General features: G+C 34.6%; 10 protein-coding genes and 1 CRISPR repeat array. Of the genes, 2 read left to right on the top strand and 8 right to left on the bottom strand.

Going from position 1 to position 19272, the window contains the following annotated elements; all coding sequences use genetic code 11:
* Positions 1 to 13 precede the first annotated feature (13 nt).
* Positions 14 to 1000 (top strand): ATP-binding protein, encoded by a 987-nt coding sequence (locus VB264_RS17280; protein ID WP_323251274.1) that lies wholly within the window; start codon positions 14 to 16, stop codon positions 998 to 1000.
* Between the two features lie 350 nt (positions 1001 to 1350).
* A complete protein-coding gene (locus VB264_RS17275; RefSeq protein ID WP_323251272.1) occupies positions 1351 to 2676 on the top strand; it encodes an ATP-binding protein in 1326 nt (441 codons plus the stop codon).
* 38 nt (positions 2677 to 2714) lie between these two features.
* Here VB264_RS17275 and VB264_RS17270 read toward each other — a convergent pair whose 3' ends face one another.
* The 8 genes from VB264_RS17270 to cas1 form a co-directional block, all read right to left on the bottom strand.
* Complete coding sequence (locus tag VB264_RS17270; protein ID WP_323251270.1) at positions 2715 to 3980, bottom strand: type II toxin-antitoxin system HipA family toxin; 1266 nt, start codon at positions 3978 to 3980, stop codon at positions 2715 to 2717.
* A 4-nt stretch (positions 3981 to 3984) separates the two neighbouring features.
* Positions 3985 to 4308, bottom strand: coding sequence for a helix-turn-helix domain-containing protein (locus VB264_RS17265; RefSeq protein ID WP_323251268.1), 324 nt, complete (start codon positions 4306 to 4308; stop codon positions 3985 to 3987).
* A 72-nt stretch (positions 4309 to 4380) separates the two neighbouring features.
* Positions 4381 to 9543, bottom strand: coding sequence for a helicase-related protein (locus VB264_RS17260; RefSeq protein ID WP_323251266.1), 5163 nt, complete (start codon positions 9541 to 9543; stop codon positions 4381 to 4383).
* Between the two features lie 51 nt (positions 9544 to 9594).
* Positions 9595 to 10002, bottom strand: a complete 408-nt coding sequence (locus VB264_RS17255) for a hypothetical protein (protein WP_323251264.1) — start codon at positions 10000 to 10002, stop codon at positions 9595 to 9597.
* A 512-nt stretch (positions 10003 to 10514) separates the two neighbouring features.
* A CRISPR array of direct repeats spans positions 10515 to 14967; the repeat unit is 37 nt; unit sequence GTCTTAATCCTTATTCTACTGGATGTTGGTTTGCTGG.
* Between the two features lie 139 nt (positions 14968 to 15106).
* Entirely contained in the window at positions 15107 to 16537 is a 1431-nt protein-coding gene (locus VB264_RS17250) for a DUF7017 domain-containing protein (protein ID WP_323251262.1), read from the bottom strand.
* Positions 16538 to 16655: 118 nt separating this feature from the next.
* Positions 16656 to 17153, bottom strand: a complete 498-nt coding sequence (gene cas2 / locus VB264_RS17245; RefSeq protein WP_323251260.1) for a CRISPR-associated endonuclease Cas2 — start codon at positions 17151 to 17153, stop codon at positions 16656 to 16658.
* A gap of 9 nt (positions 17154 to 17162) precedes the next feature.
* Entirely contained in the window at positions 17163 to 18236 is a 1074-nt protein-coding gene (locus VB264_RS17240) for a CRISPR-associated primase-polymerase type B (protein ID WP_323251307.1), read from the bottom strand.
* A 42-nt stretch (positions 18237 to 18278) separates the two neighbouring features.
* Entirely contained in the window at positions 18279 to 19232 is a 954-nt protein-coding gene (cas1, locus tag VB264_RS17235; RefSeq protein ID WP_323251305.1) for a CRISPR-associated endonuclease Cas1, read from the bottom strand.
* Between the last annotated feature and the right edge of the window lie 40 nt (positions 19233 to 19272).

The raw sequence follows: 19272 nt of genomic DNA, 5'->3' as shown, positions 1-19272 counted from the left end.
TGCATTGGGTAGTTTGAGGTATTTTTATGAAGATAAAAAAGAATTATATCTTATTGCGGCAGGCTCACTATTAGACTTTGAATTTAGGAATCAGCCTTTTCCAGTGGGACGGGTAGATGTGATGAGTCTAGCACCGATGACTTTTTATGAGTTTTTATTAGCCCGAAAAAAAGACTCAATCGCCCATATTCTTGATGACAAACCTACTATTTTACCAGAAGTTGTAACAGGTATTTTGAATGATGAGCTCAATAATTACTTTGTTGTAGGTGGAATGCCAGAATGCGTGCAAAGTTTTGTAAACAATCAAGATTTTAATGACGTAAAAGAAATACAAGATAACTTATTGTACGCTTATGAGCAGGATTTCAAGAAATATAAGCCCACTGTAGATGGCGATGTGCTGAATGACATTTTAGAAAAAAGTGCTTCGCTAATAAGTAATCAGATTATCTACACACATTTATCTGACCGTTTTTCAAGCCCCACCATCAAAAAAGGTGTTGAAGTACTAAGGACAGCTCGTTTACTAAATGCTGTTCAAAATGTTTCAATTGCTGGATTACCGCTTACACCTTCTGGTAAGCAATTCAAATTATTTCATCTTGATATTGGTTTATTGTTGCGAAAAAGTAAATTGTCCATTCAAGATGTTTACTTAAAAAAGAACCTAACTGCTGCCTTTAATGGAATGTTGGCAGAGCAATTTGTGGCACAACAAATGATTACTACACAAAAAGAAGAACTCACATATTGGGCAAGAACTAGCCCGGGAAGTAGTGCAGAAGTAGATTTTGTAATGGTGGGAGACGGGCAAATTATTCCAATAGAAGTAAAATCTGGAAGAAGTGGGTCTTTGAAAAGTTTACATTATTTATTAGAACAATATCCTCATATCACAAAAGCTATTATTTTTTCAAATGCTCCCTTCGGGATTCAAGGGAAATTACACTTTATACCACTTTACTGGGCAGGGAAAGTATATTTTCCTTTAGTTTAAGAATTTATGCAGTGAGTTTTAGTTGCTTGAGAATTTTGCAATCCATAAATGATTATTGGTATCTACAATACTTGCTGTAGGTCTTGCACCTTGCACCTCCCAAATATGAACAATAATACAATTAATGTCTATAAAGCAATATCAAACAATTATACCAAAATGTATTAATCCAGTCCATGTAGGTTTAAGTCCTCATTTATGCGTTTTTCTTAAGTTTTTTATCTTGGATTGATACATGGATTGTTCCTAAGATGAATCAATAAATACCTTTTAGATGCCTATAAATTGTTTTTTAGTTGTTTTTCTGCCTACTATTTTTAACTTTTGTGTTGAATTTACGGGTACTGAAAATGACAAAAGTGCATATTGATAGAGAAATAGATAAGGTTTTACTTGATTGGAAGAACCAAATTGATAGAAAACCACTGATGCTTCGTGGAGCAAGACAAGTAGGGAAATCCACGGCTGTACAAGAACTATCAAAACGATTTGACTATTACATTGAAGTTAATTTTGAGGCTTCTTTAGATGTTCAAGCTTTTTTTAATGGAAACCTAGAGCCCAATGCAATTTGTGACAACTTATCTTTATACTTCAATACCCCAATTATTCCTGATAAGACTTTACTGTTTTTTGATGAAATACAAATGTGTTTGCCTGCCATTTCATCGCTTCGTTTTTTCTATGAAAAAATGCCAGCATTACATCTTATTTCTGCGGGTTCATTATTAGAATTTGCTTTAGAACAATTACCATCTTTCGGGGTAGGCCGAGTACGGTCTGTTTTTGTGTATCCACTTTCTTTTGATGAGTTTTTAGGTAGCTTAGGAGAGCATAGGCTTATCAACTTAAAAAAGCAGGCAAGTCCAAAAAATCCTTTGCCTTTGCCTTTTCATCAAAAACTGACAGAATATTTTAAGAAATTTCTGATAGTAGGAGGAATGCCAGAAGCCGTTGCTCAATATGCAAGCGGTAGTAGCTTATTAGAAGTACAAGCTGTTTTGGATGATTTAATCATTTCAATCAAAGCAGATTTTGCCAAATATAAGAAAAGAGTACCTTCAATGAGAATTTCAGAGGTTTTTGATGCTATTATACAGCAAACAGGAGGAAAGTTTATTTATACCAAAGCGGCTACACAAACGAGTTTGGTACAAATTAAAGAGGCCGTTCAATTATTAATGATGGCAGGCTTGGTGATTCCTGTAACGCATAGTTCTGCCAATGGGATACCACTAGGAGCCGAGCTGGATGAAAAAAAACGTAAACTCATTTTATTAGACACAGGACTTTATCAAAGAGTTTTAGGCTTAGATGTCGGAAAGTTATTAGCTCAAAATGATTTTGATGCTATTAACAAAGGAGCGATAGCAGAGATGTTTGTAGGGTTAGAATATTTGAAATACGGAAACCCTTTGCAACAAGAAAATTTATATTACTGGCATCGAGAAAGTGCCAACAGTAATGCGGAAATTGATTATGTTATTCAGCAAGGAGAACAGATTGTACCCTTAGAGATTAAAGCCTCAAATAAAGGGGCAATGCAAAGCATGTTTATGTTTTTAAAAGAGAAAAAGCGAGATTTAGGCATTCGCCTCTCTTTGGAGAACTTCTCAAGCTATCCCCCCATCGATGTATATCCCCTCTATGCTATTTCTACTGTTCGAAAAGAGTAGAAAACAAGGGTATAAAATGTAAAAAAAGGGATTGTTCACTAAACTGTCATAAATGCTCTGCTAATCATTTCCTGTTCGTTTCTACTTATTTTATATTTTGTAGCTATTGTTTTCCATTCAGCTACGGCTCTCTTAATCTCTTCAATAATTTGCTTGGCACGTTCTTGTTTTAGCCTAAAAAATATTGCGACTTCCAAAGCAAGATTTGTATCCAAAGCATTATCATTTTCTGAAATGTTTAATTTTAATCCTGTGCCAGTTTCAATGGGATTTATATCAAAGGCAGGGGAGAGCTCCCAACCTTTTTTTGTCAATAAAAATCCATGATTTCTAAGATGGTCATCTGTATTAGAGACACAAATATTAAAGACAATTCTTCTCCAAAGCTGTTCTAAATCACCCTCTACGTTTGAGCCATTTCGCATGATAAATTCGGCTAAATGTAAGTAACTTACCCCGTCCTGAAAATCTGTTCCATCGGTATATCCTAGTAGTGTCATAGCAGAGGCAAAATGAATCCTTTTACTATTGACTCTATCAAAACGTTTTGTCAAAAAAGTATGATGATGACCACTAAACTTTTGAATCATTGCTTCAGACATTTGAATCCCCGATTTTTGGGCTAATTCATAAATAACCATTTCCCATGCAGCAGTATCTCGATTATCAAAGTTACTTGGGAATTTTGCAATCCATAAATGCTTATTGGTATCTACAATACTTGCTTTGGGTCTTGCACCTCCTAAAGACGAACCAGGAGCAATGAGCATATTTAACCACTTTAAATAGTCAGGATTATCTACACTGTCATCTTTTTCAAGTTGAAGACTAGCTTGCTCTAATTCTCTTAGAGAGGTAAAAGGGGGAGCAGCCATTGCTCTATTATCATTTAAAAATGGACCTTCAATAGATTCCTTAAATCGTATTGCCCCCATTCTATGTTGGTCATATACACCTAAAAGATAATCTGTTTCAAAAAGTAATTGTTCTTTACGCCCCTCTAATCTTGCCATAGCAGCTTCACGCCTACGCATGAGTAAACGTCCCCATCTGTCGGGTGAAGAATCCATAAAAATACCAAAATTACTTTTAGTGTCATTTAGATATTGCTTCCCACTATATAATGCTAAATCAGGGTCAAGTGAAAAGAGATATTCATTAACTTTCAACCACTGTTTATCATATTCAAAAGCAAATATTTCTTTTCCTCTGATTTGCGTTGCAGATAATTCACCCATTAATTGAGGTATTTCTGAGCTTTCCCAATCTGTAAATACAGTGATATGTCGTTTTTTTTCTGCCATTATCTTATGCCTCTTTCGTTTTTCTGCTTGCCCGTTTTTTGACCAATAAATCAGCATCTTGTAACTTTCTACCTAAAGTATCATCATTGGCTAGGTTTAGAAAGTTTCTTTCTAAACCCAATACAAATAATACTTGAACGTATGCCCCCATCGCAACACTTGGCGTACCTTTTTCAATTAACCATAATGTGGTACGACTAATGTCCGCACGTTCAGCAACTTGTTCGGCACTTAGTTTTCTTCTTAGACGAGCAAGTCTAATATCTTCTCCTAATTGAGCTAATATTTTAGCAGCAGTCGGTAGTAATATAGTTGCTTTAGAATTCATAATGTTTGATATTATGAACAAATATACATATAATGTTTATAATATCAAACATTATAGAGCAAAGCTATTGTTTCATATTTTAACCCTCATCCCTTTCTTATCCATCTCATTAACCTGCTCTTCTGCATTGCTGGATGGAGTAATATGGATGGACTTTTCCTTTTTTTCAATGGTTTGATCAATCTTTTCTTTTAGGGAATCAAGTTCTTTCTTGACTTTAATCAGTTCATTTTCTCCTTTAAAGTCTTCTTGGATAAACTTTCTTAAATCGTTGATATTCTTGTTGATATTTTCAATGTTCAGTTGAACACTTTCTATTAATGCTGGAATTTTGACAAGTGCTCTTTGTGGGTATTGTACAGCAATATCTGGCGTACTCGCAAGATAACCGCCATTGAAACCATACTTTTCATTACTCTTCCCTTGTAGTATTAAGATATTTTCTAAGCTTACTCTATTATCAAAATCTCTTATCTTAGTCGTTTCGAAATACATTTTAAAGCCTGCATAAGTGCCTACTTCCGTAATTCCTTCTTGAGAGATGCTATCTCTTAATTTAACAAGATACGCACCTAATCCTTTTTCAGTCCTTATATCAAGCTCCTTTTTATCAAAAAGTGAATCTGAATGACGAGTAATAAAATTTTCTAAGGTCTGAGAATTTATCAAGTATTTGTCAAGATTAACCTTTTCTGAATGAAAGGCAAACTGTTGTTCTAAAAGGAACTTTTGATCTTTCTGAAATGCTTCTTTTTTCATTTCATTTAATCGCAAGGAAGTTTCCAACCCTTCAATCTTTTCTTCCGCCAGTCGCTGGTCTTTTAAAAACATAAACTTTTCAGATTCTACCTTTCCAAGCTCACGTTCTAATTTAGCTTTATCAAGGAGCATGGTATTTCCAGAAAGAATGGCGCAGTACTCGGCATAATTCATACCATTGGCTTCATCCATACCCCCTTCATCAATTTTTCGTACACCTAGCTGATTCGATTTAATCTGATTGATAAAAATACTTTTGTTAAGCAGAAGATTGAATTTATAAGAATCTAGCGTCTGTTCAACGGCATAGACAAAATTATGTACCTCATTGTTATTAAACTTCATGGCATATTCATTCCCTTGTCTGGCACCTCTACCAATGCGCTGTTCAAATTCAGAGGGTTTCCATGGAATATCTAAGTGGTGCATGGCAATCATTCGGCGCTGGGCATTTACGCCTGTTCCTAAAGTACTTGTCGAGCCAATCAAAACCCTTACTTCACCATCGTTCATTTTTTCAAAGAGTTTTTCTCGCTGCTTATCCGTTTTGAAAGATTGAATAAAAGCGACTTCCTCAGGTTTTAGTCCTTTTTCTATCAACTTATCCTTGATGGCAAAATAAACATTGAAACCAGTACTTTTAGAAGAAGGAGTACTCAAATCACAGAAAATCATTTGAGTTGCTTTGAAGTGATTACCTTCCTGATAGTAATCTAATACTTTATGACAGCATTGATTGATTTTATTATTGACATCATCGTTAAAACTAGGATGAATCAAACGCATATCCAATGCCATCTTCTTGCTCTCATTGGTGGCAATTAACATTTTTGCCTTTTCTTCACTTTCACTTAGGGGATTACGATAGATTAAGGTACCATCTCCAGAATTGGCAAAATCTTGTAAACGTAAAGAAAAGTCTTGCTGCTCCTTGGTTTGAGGTAAAACCACTAATTCAGTTTTAGCTTTAGCTGGGAAAATACCAACCATATCACTTGTTTTATAATCTGTAATTTGACTATAGAAAATAGCTAATTCAGGCACTTTGATATATTCTCGAAATCGTTCTTTCTGAATGATATTATTGGTAATGGAGATTTCGTACTCTGTTGATTTAACGCCATAAGTAGCAATCCAAGAATCGAAATTGAAAATCTGTTGTTTCTTTAGTTCTTTGGGTCGAAGGTATTTAAATAGCAAGTATAATTCATTCAAAGAATTAGAAATGAGTGTGCCAGACAGAAAAGTAACCCCTAAATCTTTCCCCTTTTTTTCTTGTAAAGTTCGTAGCGCAACCAACATATTTAAAGCCCTGTCACTTCCTTCCATACTTCCTAGTCCAGCGACATTATTATGCCGAGTACTGTATGTAAGGTTTTTGTAAATATGTGATTCATCGACAAAAATATGGTCAATTCCCATAGAATCGAAGTTGAGTACATCATCACGATGTTCCTTAATCGCTTCCATTTTGGTTTTAAGCTTACTTTCTAAATTAGCCTGTCGTTTCAGTAAGCCTTTGTATTGTTGTTTGGTCTCATACGTTTGAGACATCGCATTCATTACTTTCAGATCCTTATTCAGGTTATTTAGTTCATCACCAAGAACAGCCGAAAAGGCTTCATGGGAATGAGGTATTTTGCTAAACTGCTCATGGGTAAGAATGACACAATCCCAATGATTATTCTTGATTTGATTAAAGATATTCTCACGATTCTTTTTACTAAAATCTACATCACCGCTATAAAGTAAGCTGGCATCAGGATAAGCCTTTTTATAGGTTTCGGCAATCTGAGCAATGTTAGCTTTCAAGCAAAGAATCAAGGGTTTATTGGCCACGCCTAAGCGTTTCATTTCATGGCTTGTTACAATCATTGTTAATGATTTACCCAAACCTACTTGATGGTCAACAATTCCACCGTCTTGTTGAATCAAAGTCCAAGCTGCATCTTTCTGAGATTTATATAAATCAGGAATGCCTAAATTCTGTAAATTCAATTGAGGGAAAGTTAAATGTCCACCATCATACTGAGGTTTTACATAACAGTTAAACTTCTGATTATACGTTTTGGCTAAATCGTTCTTAAAATCAATGTCTTGTTCATTCAAAAAGGCGACGAATTTGTTTCTAATATCTTCAATCTTGTTATTGACCAGAATGGTTTTATCTTTATCAGTTACATAAATATTTTTACCTCTAGCATCATAGCCTATTAACTTTTCCATTTTTGGCGTAGTATTGTACAGAGCGTGTTCCAGCAAATCAATACCATTTACTTTATTATTGTCGGCAGCAACGGCATACAAAGTATTGATATTTTCATTGCGTTCATACTTTTGGTATCTAATCATGTAGTTATCAGTATTTTCTAAATAATCTACAGTAACACTTGAACTGTTGAAGAGCTGACGAGCAAAACGTTCATAGATTTTAGGAGAAATCCATCTTTCACCCAGGTTAAAATCTAAATCATTAAAATTAATAGGAGTGGGGAGAACCTCCTTTAAACAATCTAAAGTATGCTGTAATCTTTCCTTTTTTTGTTGGTCTTCAATGTGCGGTAAATTGTTTTCTAACCAATTGATTTTCTCTACCACATTCCCTGAAATGACAGAAGCAAAACCTTCAAATCTTGCTGTTTTAGGATTATAGGCAATAAGTTTGTCCGCTAATAATTGCTGTTCAATGGCTGCTACATTATGTTGACTAAGCTTAGCAATGTAAGGCACATCAGCAAAACCATATTGATTGAGCGATACATAAAATGCATCCTTGACAGAATATTCAAGTACCTGATTAAAACCAATGGGTTTATGGAAAATATCTGACTTTACAAATTCCTTATTTTCAACCCGCTCTAGACCAAAAAGCTGCTTATTCTTCGGGTCTTCGTCTAAATAAATTCTATTGGTATTCAAAGAACCATAAACACTCGTAAAGTTATCGTATAATTCATTGAGAGATTTTCTTAAAACTGGATGCTCAATTTTTTCGGATAATTCGTAGCGATACAAATCATCGTAAGTTTTACGGATTTGCATCACCGCCAAATACATATTTTGTAGTTCTAACGTATAATCAGTGGGAACAAGGTAATTAGCGCCAACATCAATTTTAAGCTTAAAGATTTTATCATTTTCAACCACAAATTGACCATCAATATCGCTTTCGGTCAGAGGTGTTTTATAAGGAATGTTCTTGGGCAATGTGGGTGTAATGGGTAAAGTAGCTTCAACAGGGTTAACATTAGCAGCAGGAGCAAAGAGGTCTAATTGAATAAGATTAGTTTTCTTACAGACAGAAGTATCGTGAAAAAGAGAAGGTTCGGATGATTTCATAGCAAGATTACTTGTAAAGTTTTTCTTGAAATCAGCAGACAAAATTTCATCTACAGCTTTACAAATTTCAGGGAGTCCACCCGCTTTTAGATACGCTAAATTGGGTCTTCCATACTGGTCTTTCCCGAAGGTCAACTCATCAGAAATGATAGCATTACGATTCAGATGGAAGAATTCATTGAGTTGAAATTTGTGAGAGGATTGTTCATGAGTAATCAAAGCAGTTCGCACTAAAGATTGCTCCATTGGATTCAACGAAGTTTTTGGCCCAGTCTTTTGTAAAATCAACAAATCCGCACCAGCCTGAGTCCCAGCATCTAAGAAAGTATTTTGAGGTAATCGAATTGCTGAAATGAGATTAGCATTAGCCATTACAAATTGTCTGATGGGCAAATGAGCTGGACTATCCAAAACACCATAAGGCATGATATGCGCTAAAACTCCGCCTTCTTTCAATAAATCAAGGGATTTGACAAGGAAGAAATTATGAATATGATTACTCGCCTGTCGTTTTACTTTATTCTTATTGAGATTATAAATTGGGTCAAAAACCTTGAAATCACCAAAAGGAATATTGGAAGAAATTAAATCATAAGTACCCATTTTATGTTTTCCAACAGTTTCAAAAGGAGCATGTACACTGTTAGTATGAAGTGCCTTTAAGATTTTAGCTGTTAAATCGTCCTTTCCCAAGAGTAAGCTATCTTTCATGGCAATTCCCAATTGTTTAAATTCACTAAAAAATAGTCCAGAACCGGCACTTGGGTCAAGATAATTATCAGCTTTTACACCATTTTTCAATAGGGCATTTCCAATGGAATGGATGAGTTCAGGAGAAGTATAAAAACTGGTAAGAATACTGTTTTTGATGCTCTCGATATTTTGTTCATAGTTTGGCTTTGAGGATAAGAAAGTATGTAATTCTTCGATATGAGGCTTAATTTTTAACGACTCTAAACTCCAAGAAGAAATATTATCCAAAGGCAAGAGTAATTCTTTTAGACCGCCCCAACCCTTAAATTTTGAAAGAATGTCTTTCTCCTCAGGGCTGGCAACTCTTTTTTCATCGAGGATTTGGTATGCAGTTTTGAGTCCCTCCAAATTATCTTTGAGGGCTTGCTTTTTTTGATAGGACATTTTAGATAGGAGGTTCAGAGTAAGAAAATAGCGTTGATTAATGAAGCTGAGTTAGTCCATAAAAAAGGATTCAATCAGTGTTGTGATACTTCTCCCTTCATCAATCAAAGAGCGATATTCTTTGGAGAAATAAAGGATTTTTGCGCTAGTCTCAGCATCAAAAACATCAATACTAAAGGCGTATTGCTCCACCAACATATCATGCAACCTTGAGTAACTTGTTTTAAAATCAAAGAGCTGCTTATTCGCTATTTCCTCAGCTTCAGCTGATTGAAAGCCTAGTAATGTAAGCCTTTCTAATTCGCTATAATAGTGTTGAATTCTCTGATTGATAAGTGTTTCCAAATCAGCTTTAGAATAATAATCTAAGATGTCAGGATTGTTTGCTTCTAAAAAAGCAACGACTGTTTTCTGTTTTTCAGTAATGACAGAGTCTTTGAAAGATAATTGCGCTTGCATATAAAAGATAGTTTAGTATATATATAACTAATTTTAATATAAAGGTAATAACTTAAAACATTATTCAAAATTTATAAGGGAATAATTTGGAAGAATACATCAAAAAGAAGAGATGAATTAAAGAAGAACCTGAGAAATTCGGCATGGCTGTTGTCCAAAGACAGCCTTTTCGGGTCAAACACACAAGGCTTACGAAGACAGTCTTTGGAAGTTAGTTGCAAGAGTTCTCATCATGAAATTTAGGCTTAGGCTACACACGATTTCATGATGGGAACACTTGCTTGGCTTGCACTAAGAGAAATAATACCTACATTTTGTTGCCTATTTAGAGGAGAATAAGCCCATAAAGGTCGTTTGATATTGTTTAGATTTCACCTTATTCTACTGGATATTACTCAGGAAGTGGTATTATTTAGAACGGTGTAAAGTTCAGAATTCTGTTTCAATCCTTATTCTACTGGATATTACTCTGGAAAATATTATGGTAATGAGAAGGGTGGACATTCAATTGAGTTTCAATCCTTATTCTACTGGATGTTGGTTTGCTGGAATATGGTGCAATTACCTGATTACATCTTTAAGAGATTGTCTTAATCCTTATTCTACTGGATGTTGGTTTGCTGGAGTATGACGAAAGCGAAGAAGATTCGCCAATTAAGACAGTCTTAATCCTTATTCTACTGGATGTTGGTTTGCTGGTTACAAAATTTAGGAGTCATTAATATGAATGATATCAGTCTTAATCCTTATTCTACTGGATGTTGGTTTGCTGGATCGAGGAATGGGAGAGACTAAATGTGCTATAGGTATTTTCAGTCTTAATCCTTATTCTACTGGATGTTGGTTTGCTGGTCTTGAAGTGATGAAAAATAGAATCAATTACAAAGGTCTTAATCCTTATTCTACTGGATGTTGGTTTGCTGGTCGTTGCAGTATTTGTTAAGAAACACAAATTAATTAAGTCTTAATCCTTATTCTACTGGATGTTGGTTTGCTGGATGAATATAATAATAACAGGCAAACAAGGGGAGGGTAAGTCTTAATCCTTATTCCTTATTCTACTGGATGTTGGTTTGCTGGACCTAAAAAAATTAGCATACGATGCAGTCAGTCCAAATGTCTTAATCCTTATTCTACTGGATGTTGGTTTGCTGGTCATTGTTTATTAGTTAATGGTAAAACATTAATATTAGTCTTAATCCTTATTCTACTGGATGTTGGTTTGCTGGTAGAAAGGGCTAAAGAATCTTATTGGCTTGAACTTAGTTATCAGTCTTAATCCTTATTCTACTGGATGTTGGTTTGCTGGCTTTTGCAGATAGTGTTTCAATGTATAAAGAATCTAACGTCTTAATCCTTATTCTACTGGATGTTGGTTTGCTGGTAATTAAGGTCCACTATTCAAATGATGTTGAAAGTCTTAATCCTTATTCTACTGGATGTTGGTTTGCTGGTAAAATCACCGATCTTTTAGGAACCAATAATATAATGTCTTAATCCTTATTCTACTGGATGTTGGTTTGCTGGGAGTTTACAAAAGAGCAATTCGACGATTTCAAAGAAAAGTCTTAATCCTTATTCTACTGGATGTTGGTTTGCTGGAAGCATATTGTCTTGTTAACAAATCGAATAGTAATGTGTCTTAATCCTTATTCTACTGGATGTTGGTTTGCTGGTTTTAAATTTAATTCATTTTTAAATGTAGGGTAAAACCTGTCTTAATCCTTATTCTACTGGATGTTGGTTTGCTGGAGTATGACGAAAGCGAAGAAGATTCGCCAATTAAGACAGTCTTAATCCTTATTCTACTGGATGTTGGTTTGCTGGACTGCCAACGAAGAAACTTTCATTGCTATGAAAGATATGTCTTAATCCTTATTCTACTGGATGTTGGTTTGCTGGGGAAATAAAAAATCAACCAGTAAGAAAAATAAATTGTCTTAATCCTTATTCTACTGGATGTTGGTTTGCTGGTTTTAATTCTTCAGTTCGTTGCATCTTTGAGATAGAGTCTTAATCCTTATTCTACTGGATGTTGGTTTGCTGGTGTTACGCTCGCGTAGACATTAAATGTTTCGCTTACGACAAGTCTTAATCCTTATTCTACTGGATGTTGGTTTGCTGGAAGGTTATGATGATAGAACTGGACATGATTTATGGTCTTAATCCTTATTCTACTGGATGTTGGTTTGCTGGTATTATATTTAAAAGAAAAAGTGATAATAAGTTATTTGTCTTAATCCTTATTCTACTGGATGTTGGTTTGCTGGAATCTGAAGCTGAAGAAGTAACAGATGTTAAAGAACAAGTCTTAATCCTTATTCTACTGGATGTTGGTTTGCTGGTCTCTAAAATTTCTGGTGTGCCAATAACTAAAATTGATGAGTCTTAATCCTTATTCTACTGGATGTTGGTTTGCTGGAGACCACGCAAGAGGTTTTGATGGCATAGAATAACTTGTCTTAATCCTTATTCTACTGGATGTTGGTTTGCTGGAAAAATTAACTATTGTTATAATATAATTATCAAAGAAAGTCTTAATCCTTATTCTACTGGATGTTGGTTTGCTGGAAGTTGTGAAAGTTAAGAAAGTAACAAGTACTGTAGTCTTAATCCTTATTCTACTGGATGTTGGTTTGCTGGGAATTTTCGGATTTCGCAGATAATTCTGCATACATTATGTCTTAATCCTTATTCTACTGGATGTTGGTTTGCTGGAAACAAAGAAATTGACCTAGACCACCTACGCACATTTTGTCTTAATCCTTATTCTACTGGATGTTGGTTTGCTGGAGCTTTTGGGCTTGGAGACAAAGACCCGCAATTTGTGTCTTAATCCTTATTCTACTGGATGTTGGTTTGCTGGTTGTCGTATTGGGAACATAGAAGCGAAGAAGAAATTGTCTTAATCCTTATTCTACTGGATGTTGGTTTGCTGGAAGATGAACTAAAAGAAATAGAAGTAATAATAAAAAGATAGTCTTAATCCTTATTCTACTGGATGTTGGTTTGCTGGCTTAACAGGATATTCTCAATCTACTAAAAAGAATGAGTCTTAATCCTTATTCTACTGGATGTTGGTTTGCTGGAGATATTAAATCCTTTATCCTGGAGAAATCTTTTAGTGTCTTAATCCTTATTCTACTGGATGTTGGTTTGCTGGATATTACTTTTAATTCTATTGATTTTTATGATGATATGTCTTAATCCTTATTCTACTGGATGTTGGTTTGCTGGTACTGAATGGATTAATGAAGAGGAATTGAGTTATAAAGTCTTAATCCTTATTCTACTGGATGTTGGTTTGCTGGATCCTACAAAATTTGCTGAATGGAAAAATAGTGAACAATACGTCTTAATCCTTATTCTACTGGATGTTGGTTTGCTGGTATTGTATTAAATTCCCACAGAAAAAAACTGAAATTAGTCTTAATCCTTATTCTACTGGATGTTGGTTTGCTGGTCTATTTTTCGGTACGTTCTTCATATAATCTACAGTGGTCTTAATCCTTATTCTACTGGATGTTGGTTTGCTGGAAGAGAGCAAAAAGGTACATTGACACAATGATTAAAGAGGTCTTAATCCTTATTCTACTGGATGTTGGTTTGCTGGGCTTTAATATTTGGAAAATTATTTGATATTTAATATAGTCTTAATCCTTATTCTACTGGATGTTGGTTTGCTGGGTTGTTACGTATCGTATTTATAGCCCCGACATGCAGAACGGTCTTAATCCTTATTCTACTGGATGTTGGTTTGCTGGCAAAAGAATATTACTTAAAGTACTTTAATCAAATCTTATGTCTTAATCCTTATTCTACTGGATGTTGGTTTGCTGGAGAAAGCCAAAATGTATTTACTAATGATTCTGCATTAGCAACGTCTTAATCCTTATTCTACTGGATGTTGGTTTGCTGGACAGATTAGATACTAATACTCCTCATCCTATTATATTAAGAAGTCTTAATCCTTATTCTACTGGATGTTGGTTTGCTGGATTATGTTAAAAAAACAAACGATGATAATTTACTGAAGTCTTAATCCTTATTCTACTGGATGTTGGTTTGCTGGGCTTTTTGAAAAAAATCAAGCAATGGTTTCTGAGTCTTAATCCTTATTCTACTGGATGTTGGTTTGCTGGCAATTGCTATACTGTTTAGTACTTATCTATTAGTCATGAGTCTTAATCCTTATTCTACTGGATGTTGGTTTGCTGGAACTTAGTAACAAGCCATTGGCAAGCACAAAAACAGGTCTTAATCCTTATTCTACTGGATGTTGGTTTGCTGGCCATATCAATCCATTCTATTGCTAGATCTATTAAATTGTCTTAATCCTTATTCTACTGGATGTTGGTTTGCTGGACTATGGAAGAAATATCAGTTGAAGTATTGGAAACAGTGTCTTAATCCTTATTCTACTGGATGTTGGTTTGCTGGTTGTATTCTAATAGAACTCTTGAGCAGGAACAGATTGAGTCTTAATCCTTATTCTACTGGATGTTGGTTTGCTGGCATGACTTTTAATCAACTATTTAAAAATATTAAAGAACTAGTCTTAATCCTTATTCTACTGGATGTTGGTTTGCTGGAGAAGAATTTAAAGACTCTATTATTCACATAGAGAAGTCTTAATCCTTATTCTACTGGATGTTGGTTTGCTGGAATTTTTGTCGTTTAACAATCATAGAAAACAATTAACAGTCTTAATCCTTATTCTACTGGATGTTGGTTTGCTGGTAGAATTAGCTTTAGTTAGTGATGCTAAAAAAGATATGTCTTAATCCTTATTCTACTGGATGTTGGTTTGCTGGCTAGTAGTTTTAATGTTTAGTACAAATAATGGTGGGGTGTCTTAATCCTTATTCTACTGGATGTTGGTTTGCTGGAGATTTGACAAGATGCCTGAATGGTTATTAACTATTTTAGTCTTAATCCTTATTCTACTGGATGTTGGTTTGCTGGAGTAACTTGTGTAATGTGCTGAATATTAATGATTTAAAGATGTTTATTTGTGATATTTTATATTCATTCATTGAAATGTACAATCAAAAAAGGATTATTATTCAGTACTTATTTCCAAATATACGATAAAAACAAATAACTATGATTGTTCAAAGGGTTCAATATTCAAGGCTTTCCATCCCCAAATTCTTTTTTTGCTATCAAAAGCTCTAATTGCACTGCCTTTTACATATCCTGAATGATTTTGTAAATGTTGTTCTTCAATAAAAACGTCTTCTACAAATCCTGTATTCCTGAAGCGTTTCAAATATCCGAAAAAGTTTTTCTGCCAATTTTCTGAAATATTTTCTTCAGTTTGTTCAAGAGAACATACTTGCCAAAAAATTGTTTCTTGGCTCTTCACTTCTCTTAACGTGAATTTGAATATTTCACCAACCTTCAAATCTTGTTTTATTTTTGCATATTGAAATCCTCCATTTATATTTTCGCTTACAAAAAACTGAGCCGTTCCTTTTTCTATATTTGTTTTCCAGATAATTCCTACATGAATTGCTACGTTTGACAACAACATTTGCTCTGCCAATACCGCATAGTTTTGGTAAATAGATTTGTTGCTCGTATATGAATTTACGTTAGTAATATTTTCCAATTTTTGCCAATCTGTTACTTGCGAAGGGATTTGCCAATTATGTTGGGTACGAGTTGTCACAATACCTTCTATTTCTGTTTTTGCAGCAGCCCAATTTTGTTTGGCAATTAATAGCTCCGCCATTTTCTGACGTACTTTTACCAAAAAATCATTAGAAGTTTTACATAACAAAGCCTTAGATAAACAAGCGATTTGTTTATCTATGTCATCAGTATATAGTTGTGATAAAACATCCCAAACCCAAAACTCTGTTTGCTTTTTTTGTGCAAAAGGAATAAAGAAATTTCGAGCTTCTTCTGGTAGCCCTAATTTTAATCTAAGAATAGCACGATAGTAAATCAGATAAATCATTTTAGGATTATTGTCTGACACTTTATCTAAATCTGAAAGAAAAACCTGGAATTCGTCCTGTAAACCAGTCTTAGGGGATTTTTGTAAATTTTGAATCCAACTTTTGGCTAAGGCAATAAATACTCTTTCCACTAAAGCGGGTACAGCTTTCCCATTCTCTAAAATTGTGGTTTGAAAATCAGAAGATTGAAAATTTTGAACCTTAAAAAGCAGATAAAAATTAGCCAAATTAGGAACTTCAATTTGGTGTTTGATAAGTGCTTTAATAAGTGTACTAAAGCCATTACTTACTTGGCATGGAAACGACATAATACAATTTAGGGTAATAGACCACTGTTCAGCCGACGAACTATTGTCGATACTAAAAAGTATTTTAGCGATTTGCCAGCGAAGTTGCTCCCAAAAAATTTCTTCTGAGGATTCAAGCTTTAAAACTTGAATACGAGATAAGTAAGTATTTAAATGCTGTAAACTTTGGCATTGTGTTTTGATAAGTTCAATATAAACCCAGCCCAAAGCCCTGCGGTTATGAATATTATCAGGAGCATTCCTAAGTAAATCCTGAGCCAATGATAAAGCTTCATTAAGCTCACCAGCTTTGCGTAAGCGAGTTACTTCCTGAGCATTTGCGATAATTATCTGAGTATTATTGAAAGTGTTAAGGGATTTGAATGTGAGTAAAATTATATCAGAAAAACATAGTATGCTTGGGTGCAGTAATCAACTTCAATTCAAAAGATTTACCAATACAGGTTAAGCTATTGAGCATATCTTCCCCAACAGGAAGCACCAAAATGCTATCTTGATTTTCGTAACAAGCTTGCATTTTTCGCAACATATCGGTTACTTCTTTTTGTAATTTTCGATGAAACCGAGCAAAATAGATAGACTTTTGTACTCTAATACAACCTTTTTGTATGAGGTACTTTGCCATCATATTTCTTATTTTGGTATTTTCAATATCGTACATTATAAAGCAATACATATCTTCCGAACGTTTTAGTTTTTGAGTATTTTTCAGAAAATCAAAGAAAATCTTTAAGCCATCTGGAAAAACTTTTTCCTGATTTTCAACTGATGTTAGTTCGCTTAACTGTTTTTCAGGCAAGAACGGCAAGGCTGCTTTCTCCCACTCCTGATTCAGTGTTGCTAAAGGTTTGGGTTTAAATGCTTTTTTTCTGGGCATGGTTTTTATTTAGTTTTGAGAAATAAAGTCAGCAAACGTAATATTCTCCACGATAGGAGAAGGGAAAAGGAAATTATAAAGTATCCCATGCAATAATTCATTCAAATCTTTATCAGTACCCGTTTTAGGTGAAATCACGACGGAATATCCTTTTTTCCCATAAAATATATTTACTTCAGCCTTACGGTAGCCTTGTTTAGCCATGATTTTTATACCATATTGGATAGGCTGTTTTTCAAGTAAAACAAAGCCAGCATTGGTACATAGCTTTTCAAGCTCTGGCTCAAGTAAAGAAATTTCATTCGGCACAATAATATCTTTTTTAGGACGAGTAAGCGTATTAGGATTTATTTCCTTTAAAATCGCTTTATAAGCAGTTTGATTTACCACAGATTTTTCCTTCACCATGGGCTTTTCCATAACTTGAATATCAGAATCATTTTGATCATCTGTTTCAAACAACACCAAATCATTATTAAGCTCAAGTTTAATAGCGATTGCAGACGGATTGAAATATACGTTTTCGTCATAAGATAGAAAGCATGCCCTGCTAACATCCGAAGTTTTTAAATCCACAAAACCTGTTAAGCCAACTTTAACACCAAAGTTTTCAGCAAAATCACGATAGGCTGTTTGAAAGCCATCAGTAGGACAAATGGTACTTTCTAATCTGAAAAGCACTTTGATTCCTTCGCCACTAGGAGAAACAAAAGCCAACATGACAGTATCGTCGGCTTTGATAGCCTCTGGAATTTGCCCATCAAAATCGCTAAGATTATCAATGTCCAATATCAAGAAATTGACGGCTTCCAAGTTTTCAGCACGACGATTGTTACCTTTAAAAACACTTCCTACCAAATAGGGTAAACGTGTTTTTAAGTTACGATATGCCGTTTTGTCTATCGTTCTCAACTTCTGTAAACGAGCAACCTCCTGTTTTAAAGAAGACGTTTTTTCCCCAGAAATCAAGGCAACGATGTCTTCAATCATCACTCTTTGAAGTGTTTCCGAAGCCGAAGTAATGGCAAAGCCTAACGAAAGTTGTTGTGGAGTATTGAAGGTTCTAAGATGTTTAGTGTGAATTGATATGCAAAGTTGTCCACATAAAGTGTAATCTATTTACAATTATATTTTTTTTAGCTGAGATGCCAAACGCTGTGCTTCGAGTTCAAGATGATTGAGCCTACTTCTGCTAAGTCCTTGTAAATTAACCAATTCATTCAGGTACTCGTTCATGCTTTGGATAAGGATTCTTTTGCCATAAGTATTAAGCCAATACTGAGAGTTTTCAATATCGAAAAATTCCTCAAAAATTACTTCTTGTAAACAAAGATGACAAACCACATAGTCAACCCAATGTCTAAACTGTTCAATAAAATCATAGACTAACACAGGACGATTGTACTCGTCACGGTGCATTACACCAACCGCAGGGTCAACCCCTGCCCGAATTAAGGCAGATTCGCAATGAGCATACAACATTCCGTAACCGTAATTTAAAAGACAATTAAAAGCATCCAATGCAGGATGTTGCGAACGTCTTTCAAAATGATATTGAGCAGGGATAATTTGTCTGATACCCTCAAAATAGTTTTTAGAGCAACTTCCTTCGATTCCTCTAAAAGTAGCAAAGGTTTCCGAAAAATCTTCATGCTGATAGGTTTTAAACCTTTCAATATACTTGGCTACTTTTTGGAGTGAATTATCAATTTTCACTCCAGATAAAAGAGATAATAACTCCAAAATATTATATTGATTTTCAGCCTTTTTAACCAAAATGCTTCTAACCCATTCTAAACCAACGATACTCTGCGAAAAAGTAAGTTGATTTTTACGAATGGTTGAAATAGAACCAAAAGTATTACCGAGAACCCTGCCAATTGGATGTCCTTTTCTATTCACAAAAAGTATATCTGTTCCTTGCTCAAGAGCAGTTTGAACTACTTCAAAACTCAATTTCGTAGCCGAATGAAGATGAATAACTTTCACCTCATGAACTGCCACAAAAGCAACACTTTCGCTTGAACGGACACAATAACGTCCGTTTTTGACACTTAGGCTACTACCACGCTGATTGATAATAAGTTGAGTTGTATTGAAGGCTTTTCTGGATTAAAGT

Source organism: Arcicella aquatica (assembly GCF_034928825.1).
Classification (GTDB): domain Bacteria; phylum Bacteroidota; class Bacteroidia; order Cytophagales; family Spirosomataceae; genus Arcicella; species Arcicella aquatica.
This window is presented reverse-complemented; position numbering and strand designations above follow the sequence as displayed.